Below are 9,998 nucleotides of genomic sequence, written 5' to 3'. Positions count from 1 at the left end.
AGGGCGATAGGGGCGAGCCATTGGCCTCGCCCCTATCGCCCCTTTTGCCTATCTTTGAGCCATACATCACAAAAGAGACCCCAAGATGATGAACAAAGGACTTAGAACCGCCCTAGCCCTCGTGCTCTGCATGGGGGGCTGGACATCCCTACAGGCTATGCCCACAAGACCCCATATCCCCCAAGCCCCAGTGCAGGGCACAACCCTGGCCCTAAGCCCCACCCCCATCCGTCCCGAGGCTGGTAAGAGTGCCCTGCTGCAGAGCTGGCAGTACAAGGCCCTTGAGGACAGCCTTTGGTACGCTACCTCCGTCCCCTCGCTCGTGCAGCAATCCCTCATCGACGAGGGTCGCCTACCCCAGCCCTGGTATCGAGACAACGAGGCTCGGGTACAGTGGCCAGGCGAGCGAGACTGGGTCTATCGTACTAGCTTCACCCTAGAGACCGAGGGCGTAGACCCTGAGCTCAGGCATCGGCTCGAGCTCGAGGGGCTCGACACCTATGCCGATATTTACCTCGATGGGCAGCTGATTGGCCGTAGCCGCAATATGTTCGTCCCTCAGCGCATCGATATCACAGACCTCCTGGCCAAGACGAGGGAGCATCACCTGGTGATCCACTTCACCTCTCCCCTTAGGGCTGCACATGCTCAGTACCTCTCCAACGGCTTCAATTACCCAGCCGACAACGACCATGCCCCCATTCATTACAGCCCCTTCACCCGCAAAGCTCCCTATCACTACGGTTGGGACTGGGGGATGCGCCTCGTTACGATCGGCCCGTGGCAGCCCGTACGCCTCTCCTCCTATCGTTCGGGTCGTATCGACGACTGTCGGATCGAGACCGAGATCTCTTGGCATGAGAGAGGGAAGGCTCAGCGGGCTCACCTCAGCCTCAGCCCCGAGGTCGAGCTGTGGGAGGCCCGAGGGGGGCATCGGCTCGTAGCTCAACTTTATGACGCTCGAGGAAAGGTTGTGGAAGAGGCTACTCAAGAGCTTGACTCTCAGGAAAATCATCGTATTAGTCTCGAGGTTGATCGGCCACGGCTGTGGTGGCCTCGCCCTTGGGGCGAGCCCTATCTCTATCGTCTCGAGCTGCGCCTCGAGGATGCCCAGGGGTACGAGCTCCATCGTCTGAGTCGCTCGGTTGGGCTGCGAGAGCTTCGTCTAGTGAATGAAGCGGACAGCCTCGGCACGAGTTTCTCCTTCGAGGTTAATCAGTACCCTCTCTTCATCAAGGGGGCGAACTATATCCCTGGCGAGCTGCTCCTTACCCGACGCAGAGCAGAGGACTTCGACCGATTGATGCAGGATGTTGCCTTCGCCGAGATGAATATGATCCGTGTGTGGGGCGGTGGAGTGTACGAGGATGACGCCTTCTATGATGCCGCAGATCGGGCGGGAATCTTGATTTGGCAGGACTTTATGTTTGCCTGCACGGCTTATCCGAGCGATCGAGACTTCCTCGACAATGTCCGTACAGAGGCCGTACATCAGGTCAAACGACTGAGGCATCACCCCTCGATCGCCCTATGGTGTGGCAACAATGAGGTCGAGGAAGCCCTCAAGTACTGGGGCTGGCAGCGTAAGTTCGCCCCCGAGCACTACCAGCGTATGGTCGAGGGCTATGCCCCCCTCTTCGGTGATCTCCTGCCTAGGGTTGTGCAAGCCCATGCACCAGAGCAGGCCTACATCCATGGTTCTCCAATGCAGGCGAATTGGGGTCGTCCCGAGAGCTTTGCCCACGGAGACATCCACTACTGGGGGTTGTGGTATGGTAAGCAACCCTTCGAGGTCTTTGACCACCGTCCGATGCGTATGGTCAGTGAGTTCGGCTTCCAGTCCTTCCCCTCGATGCCGAGCATTGCTCGCTTTGCCGAGCCCGAGGACTATGGCCTCGAGACCCCTGTAATGCGGGTTCATCAGAAGGCTTCTACGGGCAATGGCCTTATTCGTGAGTATATGGATCGGGACTACATTGTTCCTAAAGATTTCGAAGACTTTGTTTATGTATCTCAGGTACTCCAGGCTAGAGGAATGGAGCGGGTCATGCGGACTCTGCGTAGCCATCGCCCCATCTGTATGGGCTCGCTCTATTGGCAGCTCAACGATGCCTGGCCTGCCGTCTCGTGGAGCAGTATAGATTACTACCACGAGTACAAAGCGATGCACTACACTGCTGCACGGGCTTATGCCCCGATGGCCCTCGGTGTGCGCCTCGTAGGGGGAGACACACTAGAGATCTATGGCCTACTCGATGATCTCGACGGCCGTTCGGGGGTGAGGCTGCGCTCAAGGGTCTATGCACTCTCGGGTGAACTCCTGACAGAGCGCATCCTTTCGAGGGAGTCTCTTCGGCCCAATAGCTCACAGTTGCTCGGCCGTTATAGTCTTGCCTCTCTAGGCCTTTCTGAGAGTCTGAATTCTCGAGTGCTACATCTTGAGCTCAAGACGAGCTCGGGTACTTCGGAGCTCTTATGGTATGCAGTGCCTACGAAGGCTCTAGAGCTTCCTGAGGCTAAGATTCAGCACCGCATCGTGCGCCAAGAGGCAGGGAGGGCCATCATCGAGCTCCGGGCGGATAGCTTCGTCAAGGATCTTGTGATCGAAGTGCCAGAGCTGTGTGCAGTTCGCCTCTCGGACAACTGTTTCGATATGCTTAGGGGACAAAGACGTCAGATTGAGGTCATCCATCCAGACCTTCGCTCGGGTACAAAGCTTCGAATCAAGATGCATACGATGAATCAAATACATCGACCTTGAAATGCTCACCAACTTGTGTATGTCGGGAATAATCACTTACTTTGCACGTCGATTGCGCCTCACTCCGATGATGCTTAGCGAGTAGCCAGTCCCCCGATTCGTATATGTAGTACGCTACAGAACCGAAAATATAACACTAACATAATATAGGAAATGTCTAAGATTTGTCAGATTACAGGTAAGAAGGCTATGGTCGGCAACAACGTTTCGCACTCTAAGAGACGCACGAAGCGTACGTTCGACGTAAACCTCTTTACTAAGAAGTTCTACTGGCCAGAGAACGACTGCTGGGTGATCCTTAAGGTATCGGCAGCAGGTCTGCGCCTCATTAACAAGATTGGTATCGATGCAGCGATCAAGCGTTCTGCAGAGAAGGGCTATCTAAACGCATAACCTCATAAGGAGTTCACGACAATGGCAAAGAAAGCAAAAGGCAATAGAGTACAGGTGATCCTCGAGTGCACGGAGCACAAGGATAGCGGTATGCCTGGTACCTCTCGCTATATCACTACAAAGAACCGTAAGAATACGACTGAGCGCATGGAGCTGAAGAAGTATAACCCCATCCTCAAGCGTATGACCCTTCACAAGGAAATCAAATAATTAGGAGACTAGAACAATGGCAAAGAAAGCGGTTGCATCATTTAAGAAGTCAGATGGTCGTACCTACTCGAAGGTGATCAAAATGGTTAAGTCTCCCAAGACTGGTGCCTATACCTTCATGGAAGAGATGGTACCCAACGAAGCCGTTCAGGAGTTTTTCGCATAGTCGATTACTCTCAAAGGACGGACTAATCACCCCTTGCCCTCAGGGCTAGGCTACTCATCAAGGGTGTTGCGAGCTTGAACCTAGCTGCAACGCCCTTGTTTCGTATTCCCCCTCACCCTCGGCGTTTCGATCTCGGTAGCTTCGTCGGTGAGCGAAGCTCTTCTGCTCGATCGAGCTCTCGGAGGGCTTGCCCTTGAGGCTTCGATAGGATCTCACTCGAGGCTCAGATAGGACCTCACTTGCGATCCTATTAGGGTCTCTGCGAGGCCCTGCCTCCCCTATACGTTACGATATGACTATGATGGATCATCAGGAGCGCACACGACGCCTCTCCGAGCAGCCCCTGAGGCGGCTGCTCATGCACTATGCCATCCCTGCAACAGTGGGGACGATGGTTACGGCTCTGTACAATGTAGTCGATCGGATCTTCATCGGTCAAGGCGTGGGCGAGCATGCCATCGCAGGGCTAGCCTTGACCTTCCCAATTACGATCTTCCTGCAAGCCTTCGGGATGCTGATCGGGGCTGGGGCTTCAGCTCGGGTCTCCATCTTACTCGGTCGGCAAGATCGAGAGGGGGCAGAGCGCATCCTCGGTCAGGCGATCGTTTTGACCTTCATCACCCAGCTGATGACCATCATTCCCTCGATGATCTGGATGCGAGAGCTGCTCGAGGCCTTTGGCGGTAGTGAGCGGACGATCCCATATGCGGTAGATTATCTTCGGATCATCGTCCCTGGCAATATCCTCATGACTCTCTGCTTCAGCTACAATGCTGTCATGAGGGCCTCGGGCTACCCGACGAAGGCCATGTACACCATGCTCATCGGGGCGGTGCTCAATACGCTACTTGATGCGCTCTTCATCTATGGTTTCGGCTGGGGCATCACAGGGGCAGCTTGGGCAACAGTGATCGCGATGGCCGTCTCGGCGGCGTTCGTCTTGAGGCACTTCTTCCTCAAGGATAGTGTTATCCGCTTCCGCCGTAGGTATATCGGTCTGTCTTGGGCACCGATGTGGGCGATTGCTTCGATCGGGCTCTCACCCTTTGCTGTGCAGCTTTTGGGCAGTCTCGTAAGCGTGCTCTTCAATAGAAGTTTCGCTATCTACAGCCCCAGCAGCCACGAGGCGGATCTGGCCATTGGGGCGTATGGTATCATCAGCAGCTATGCGATGGTTGGGGTCATGCTCATGCTGGGGATCTCGCAGGGGATGCAACCCATCGTCGGGTACAACTATGGAGCGGGGCTCTACGATCGGGTACGCAGGACCTTTCTCATGTGTGCCTCGATCAATACCCTAGTGGGCCTTGTGATCGCCCTATCGGCCCTACTGCTCTCCCCCTTTATCGTCTCGGCCTTCACGCAGAGCGAGACGCTCATGCTTGTGGCCTCGGATGCCCTAAGCAAATGCCTTGTAGGCTTTGCCTTTGTGGGCTTTCAGATTACGGCAACGCAGTTCTTGCAGAGCCTCGGGGTGGTGCAGCGATCTTTTGTGCTGAGCATCTCAAGGCAGACCTTCTTCTTCATCCCTCTGCTCCTGGTTATGCCCCCTAGGTTGGGGGTTGATGGGGTATGGTATGCTGCTGCGATCTCCGATACCTGCTCGGGGATACTCGGTATGCTGCTTATCGGCTGGCAAATGCGTCGCATGATGCACCAGGAGATGAGGCCCTAGGCCCAATCCAAAGACTATTCACCAAAACTCAACCATTATGGTATATCTGCAGTCCCTCATTGGACGTATTATCCTCTATCTGTATCTAGGCCTCAGAGCCCCCGTTGTACTCTCGCCTCGAGGGGTGAAGTGGCTACGTCGGGCGATGATTGGCGAATTTGTCCTCTATCTGTTGGGCTTCCTGCTACAGCTCGTGGTTACAGACGAATGGGTCAATCTGTATGCTGTCGGGGGCAGCTCCCTCTTCTTCTCTATGGGCTATGCTATGATGTGGCTCGTGCTGTGGGATCTCTTATTCTGGATCGACAGGCGTTGGCTCGGACTGGTGTCAAGGCTCAGCCCCTCGGTTCGTCGGCGAGGCCTCTCGCTCCTGCTCGCTGTAGCAGGGGGCATCGTGCCACTGATGCTTTGTGTGGGCTACTATAACGTGCGCTACCCACGCCTCAGGCACGAGCACATTGTCCTGGATCGTCTGACCGAGCCAGGTGTCCGCCCTGAGAGGCGGCTGCGCATCGTGCACCTGACAGACCTACACATTGGACAGGGGATTACCCAGAGCTACATTGATCGAGCGGTCGAGCAGGTGATGCAGCAAGAGGCCGACCTCATTCTCATCGGCGGGGACTATATCGATCACCATGCTTCCTATGCCGAGACGTCGGAGATGATTGCCTCGATGGGCCGCCTCAGAGCCCCTATGGGAGTTTACTACACGCTCGGAAACCATGAGTATCGGGCAGGGGTGGAGAAGAAGATCGACTGGGTGCGTCGGGTAGGGGCACGCCTTGTTAGAGACGAAGTAGTCTACCCGGCCGATAGTCTGCTGGCCCTCGTCGGGCGTGATGACTATGTGAATGATACTCGGGCCACGCTAGCTCAGCTCATGGACTCGGTCGAGACATCGAGGCCTGTGATCCTCCTCGAGCACACGCCCGAGGGGCTGGATTTGCTCGAGGGGGAGACCATCGACCTGGCTCTCTACGGCCATACGCATGGCGGGCAAATCTGGCCGATGCACCTGGCTGTGTGGCTCAAGTACGGGATCGTGAGCGGATGGGCTCAGTATGGCGAAACTAAGGTGTTTGTTAATAGTGGATTGGGTGCAGCTGGAGGGCCTTATAGAGTGCTCTCTCGCAGCGAAATCTTTGTCCTCGATCTCTATTGGTAGCTGAATAGATCCAGCGAAGAATACTTGTCGGGTAAAAGTCTGTGTATCAGAAAAAAGATCGGGAAAACTTTTGTTGGTATTAAAACTTGCCGTACATTTGCACCGCTTTAGACAAAGCACATCTAGTAAATATTGCTATTCACTACATCACAAAAACGAAAATGAAGAAGATCGTATCTCTCTTTGCCCTTGTAGCTGTCCTTGGTCTCGCTTCTTGCGAGGAGAACAAACAGGCTGCTGCCCAGGAAGCTGTAGAAAACGCTGCTGAGGCTACTCAGGAGGCTGCCGAAAAGTCTGTTGAGGCTGTTCAGGAAGCTGTAGAGAATGCTGCCGAAGCTGCTCAGGAGGCTACAGAAAAGGTTGTTGAGGAAGTACAGGAAGTAAAGGCCGAAGAGGTTAAGTAAGTTACTGGGGACAAGATTAGTTCCCTAGTCTGAGGTTTCTCTATATACGAAGCCAAGCAAAAGAGAAGGCGTGTCGAGTCATCGACACGCCTTCTCTTTTGCTCTTAGAGTCTGACTGGTTGGAGATGGTGAAGCTTGAAAAAAGCTAAAGTACGGCATCGTGAAGCCCCTTGAGGCCTACGATGCCGTACATCTTGACGGTTGTCTGCTAGGAGGGTCTTGCTGGGTCTAGCCGCGGAAGGCATCGATCATCCAAATATCCTTCTCCTGAGAGGCGAGCAGGTCGCCTACGAGGGCGATCGTAACCTCGTCCTCAGCCTCTTCGGCCAGTGCCAGTACCGAACGCTCCTGAGCGATCAGAAGGCGATAGCTCTCGAGGATGTCATTGAGGATCTCGTTGGCATTGCTTACGTTATGTGTCTCGCGCAGGTTGCTCTGCTCGATGTAACGAGAGAAACGGTTCTCGGGCACTCCACCGAGCTGTAGGATGCGCTCAGCTAGTTCGTCCACAGTTTCTGCCACTCCATCGTACATCTTCTCGAAGTGTGCGTGCAGGGTGAAGAAGTTTGCCCCACGTACGTGCCAGTGGTAGCCACGTAGATTTGAGTAGAAGATTTGGAAGTCTGCCAGCAGCACACCTAGTGCTTCGGCTACCTTGCTGGCCTTAGCCTGCTCAAGGCCTGTAAATGCTAGTACGCTCATAGTGATTGTCTGATTTATATCGATGAATTTTAGTTTGTTGCTACAAAGATAGTACTTCCTGTATAGCTGCCCAACTGATACCCTCTATCATCCTATAGTCATCGTATATCTGAGCTCTTGCCTCCTAGTCCCTGGGTCTAGGTCTTGACTTTTGGGGTTGGAGCATCTCCCCTGCCTGAGCTGAGCTCGGAAGGCCTCCCTCGGGTATTTGCCCTTAGGATGTATTGGAATAATGCTCACTTTTGATTACCTTTGCACGGATTTTACTCAAAATGCAAGTGGAGCACAGCGATACATACAAGCTGAACCTCAAGTCCCTCTCCGAGGGTGATCATACTTTTGATTACCTCATCGAGCAGGACTTCTTCGATAGCCTCCATTCCCCTCTGCTGCTTGGCGGCGAAGTGGATGTACAGGTAGACCTCAACAAAGCTGGTGGTACACATACACTTGTGCTGAACCTAGAGGGTGTGGTCGATGTACCTTGCGATCGTTGCTTGGAGCCCGTCGAGGTAGATCTCGAGTCCGAGCGAGAGATCGTAGTAAAGTTCGGAGCAGAGTACCTCGACGAGGGGGAGGATATTGTTATCGTCCCTGAGCGGGAGGGTGTCATCGACCTCAGACAGTATATCTACGAAGAGATCATGCTGGCTCTGCCCCTACAGCGTCTGCACGCCGAGGAGGCTTGTGACCCCGAGATGCTTGAGCGATTTGCCCGTCTCTCTGTGGACGAGCTGCGTGTGCCCGAGGATCAGAGCGATCGGGACGAGGAGGGTATAGACCATCGATGGGCTGCCCTCAAAAAATTAAGAGATCAGTAATAATAAATAATAAATAAAATGGCACATCCAAAAAGAAGACAGTCCAAGACAAGAACAGCCAAGCGTCGTTCACACGATAAGGCTATGGCACCTACACTCGCTAAGTGCGCTAACTGCGGTGAATGGCACATCTTCCACACCGTGTGTGGAGCTTGCGGTTATTATCGTGGCAAGCTAGCTATCGAGAGCGATATTGCGCTCTAAGCATTAGTCCTTCAGGGCTACTAAGCACAAAGCGACCATCCCCAGTCATCCGAGTGATGACTGGGGATGGTCGCTTTGTGCTGCCCTCTCTGCCGCTAAGGTAGGGTGATCTCTACATACGAGCCGTAGAGGCGTCTAGGGTCTCCCCAGAGCATGAGCGACTCGACGAGGGCATCCCAGCTGGGCTCGATGCGTTTGCGCACCACCTCTACGCCATTGAGTTGCACAACGATGGGTTGCTTGTAGTCTATCTCGTCGAGGTAGAGGCGCAGCTTGCCCGAGACCCCATTGCCCTCGTGGGTAGTTACCGAGAGGGTATTGCCCGAGCGGTGTACATCGAGCGAGATGCTGCTGGCATCGGAGGCCCTTCGAATTTGACGAAAGTCTAGGTAGTACACCCCAGCCGAGTAGCTTGCCGCGGCATAGTCGTGGGTCATGTTGTGGTACTTGTAGCTGACCCGCTTAGGGTAGTTGCGGCGACTATGATGCTCGAGCCATGGAGCTGTGGGGTAGTAATTGATCCCATGCCCCATGGCGGGTTGTATGTGGACCTCGTGGACGAAGTCGCCAGGGTTCTGCTCTGCTAGACGGGCAAGCTCCTCCTTCCACGCCTGGGCCAGCTTGTTGCGCCCGAAGCCACGGTCATGCTCGCCGACAGAGAGGCGAAAGGCAACGTTGCGCAGGTTCTCCGCGGCCTTCAGGGGCTCGGCCGCCGCCATAGGCCCTATGCCTGCGAAGTAGTCTGGCATATAGAGGGCGAGGCGATGGCTGCCATAGCCCCCCTCCGAGATTCCCATCAGGTAGATCCTATCGGGGTCTACTTCGCCGCTGAGTACTGCCAGTTGCCAGGCTCGGCGAAAGGCTACGCGCTGCGGAGCTAGATACCATCTCCCCTTGCGATCGTCAGCCATACGAGGCACATAGTAGAGCGAGCCGGTATCTTTATAGGCCTGCCCTAGTGAGCGGGCAGCGGCCCACTCTCTGTCGTTGAAGGCCGCTCCCCAGGGCGAACTAGCACTGGGATCCTTGCCCCCTCCGTGCAGGTTGATGTAGAGGGCATAGCCTCTACTGGGCTTATTCCCTTTGCAGAAGAGGGCTATCTTCATCCGCTCTCCCTCGGGGAGATCCCAAATGACCTCTTGGGGGGCTTGACAAAGGCTCGTAAATTGATTATCTTGCATTCTCTTTTCGTTGGCTTCTCTCCACAGTTGCCATAGCTCTTCCCGGGCCTCCTCGAGATGTCCTACCCTCAAAGGCAGGCTCGAGAGTAGGTTTCGCTGTCGCTTCTGTAGCATTTCGGGGGTTTCCTTGTCCATCTGTGCCATTAGATAGCTGCGCACCCCCTCCTTGGCTTGTGCCGTGAGGGCCTGGTGCTTCTGGGAGCGAGAGGAGGGCAGATGTGTCGAGCAGCCCCAAAGTAGGAGGGCCGAGCAGGAGGCTAGGAGTAGGTTTCGTCTCATTGAGTTCATTGGTTTTATTCGGGCGGGTTAGATG

The 9,998-nt window shown here is 54.8% G+C and carries 11 protein-coding genes; 9 read left to right on the top strand and 2 right to left on the bottom strand.

Annotation, left to right across the window (positions count from 1 at the left end):
- The first annotated feature begins 85 nt into the window (after positions 1 to 85).
- The 7 genes from HQ37_RS04110 to HQ37_RS04085 all read left to right on the top strand — a co-directional run bounded on the left by HQ37_RS04110 (position 86) and on the right by HQ37_RS04085 (position 6,777).
- The gene (locus HQ37_RS04110) at positions 86 to 2,761 is read left to right on the top strand and encodes a glycoside hydrolase family 2 protein (protein ID WP_081951754.1); all 2,676 of its coding nucleotides are present in this window, start codon (positions 86 to 88) and stop codon (positions 2,759 to 2,761) included.
- A gap of 153 nt (positions 2,762 to 2,914) precedes the next feature.
- Complete coding sequence (gene rpmB / locus HQ37_RS04105; RefSeq protein WP_036880820.1) at positions 2,915 to 3,154, top strand: 50S ribosomal protein L28; 240 nt, start codon at positions 2,915 to 2,917, stop codon at positions 3,152 to 3,154.
- Between the two features lie 21 nt (positions 3,155 to 3,175).
- A complete protein-coding gene (gene rpmG / locus HQ37_RS04100; protein ID WP_036880818.1) occupies positions 3,176 to 3,364 on the top strand; it encodes a 50S ribosomal protein L33 in 189 nt (62 codons plus the stop codon).
- Between the two features lie 16 nt (positions 3,365 to 3,380).
- Entirely contained in the window at positions 3,381 to 3,530 is a 150-nt protein-coding gene (locus HQ37_RS08185; protein ID WP_081951753.1) for a DUF4295 domain-containing protein, read from the top strand.
- Between the two features lie 298 nt (positions 3,531 to 3,828).
- The gene (locus tag HQ37_RS04095; protein ID WP_235264634.1) at positions 3,829 to 5,205 is read left to right on the top strand and encodes an MATE family efflux transporter; all 1,377 of its coding nucleotides are present in this window, start codon (positions 3,829 to 3,831) and stop codon (positions 5,203 to 5,205) included.
- A gap of 37 nt (positions 5,206 to 5,242) precedes the next feature.
- Positions 5,243 to 6,373, top strand: coding sequence for a metallophosphoesterase (locus HQ37_RS04090; protein WP_036880816.1), 1,131 nt, complete (start codon positions 5,243 to 5,245; stop codon positions 6,371 to 6,373).
- 161 nt (positions 6,374 to 6,534) lie between these two features.
- Complete coding sequence (locus HQ37_RS04085; RefSeq protein ID WP_036880814.1) at positions 6,535 to 6,777, top strand: hypothetical protein; 243 nt, start codon at positions 6,535 to 6,537, stop codon at positions 6,775 to 6,777.
- Positions 6,778 to 7,005: 228 nt separating this feature from the next.
- On the opposite strand, the gene HQ37_RS04080 is transcribed toward HQ37_RS04085, so the two are convergent.
- Positions 7,006 to 7,479 (bottom strand): Dps family protein, encoded by a 474-nt coding sequence (locus tag HQ37_RS04080; protein WP_036880813.1) that lies wholly within the window; start codon positions 7,477 to 7,479, stop codon positions 7,006 to 7,008.
- Positions 7,480 to 7,751: 272 nt separating this feature from the next.
- On the opposite strand from HQ37_RS04080, the gene HQ37_RS04075 reads away from it, so the two are divergent.
- Together HQ37_RS04075 and rpmF are read left to right on the top strand one after the other, a co-directional pair.
- The gene (locus HQ37_RS04075) at positions 7,752 to 8,300 is read left to right on the top strand and encodes a DUF177 domain-containing protein (RefSeq protein ID WP_036880811.1); all 549 of its coding nucleotides are present in this window, start codon (positions 7,752 to 7,754) and stop codon (positions 8,298 to 8,300) included.
- Positions 8,301 to 8,318: 18 nt separating this feature from the next.
- Positions 8,319 to 8,504: a 50S ribosomal protein L32 gene (gene rpmF / locus HQ37_RS08180; protein ID WP_081951752.1), complete on the top strand. Its 186-nt coding sequence runs from the start codon at positions 8,319 to 8,321 to the stop codon at positions 8,502 to 8,504.
- Positions 8,505 to 8,599: 95 nt separating this feature from the next.
- Here rpmF and HQ37_RS04070 read toward each other — a convergent pair whose 3' ends face one another.
- Positions 8,600 to 9,964, bottom strand: coding sequence for a hypothetical protein (locus HQ37_RS04070; protein ID WP_052080739.1), 1,365 nt, complete (start codon positions 9,962 to 9,964; stop codon positions 8,600 to 8,602).
- Between the last annotated feature and the right edge of the window lie 34 nt (positions 9,965 to 9,998).

It is taken from the genome of Porphyromonas sp. COT-239 OH1446 (assembly GCF_000768875.1).
Lineage (GTDB): Bacteria > Bacteroidota > Bacteroidia > Bacteroidales > Porphyromonadaceae > Porphyromonas.
Note: the sequence above shows the minus strand (reverse complement) of the source record. Positions and strands in the feature narration are given on the sequence as shown.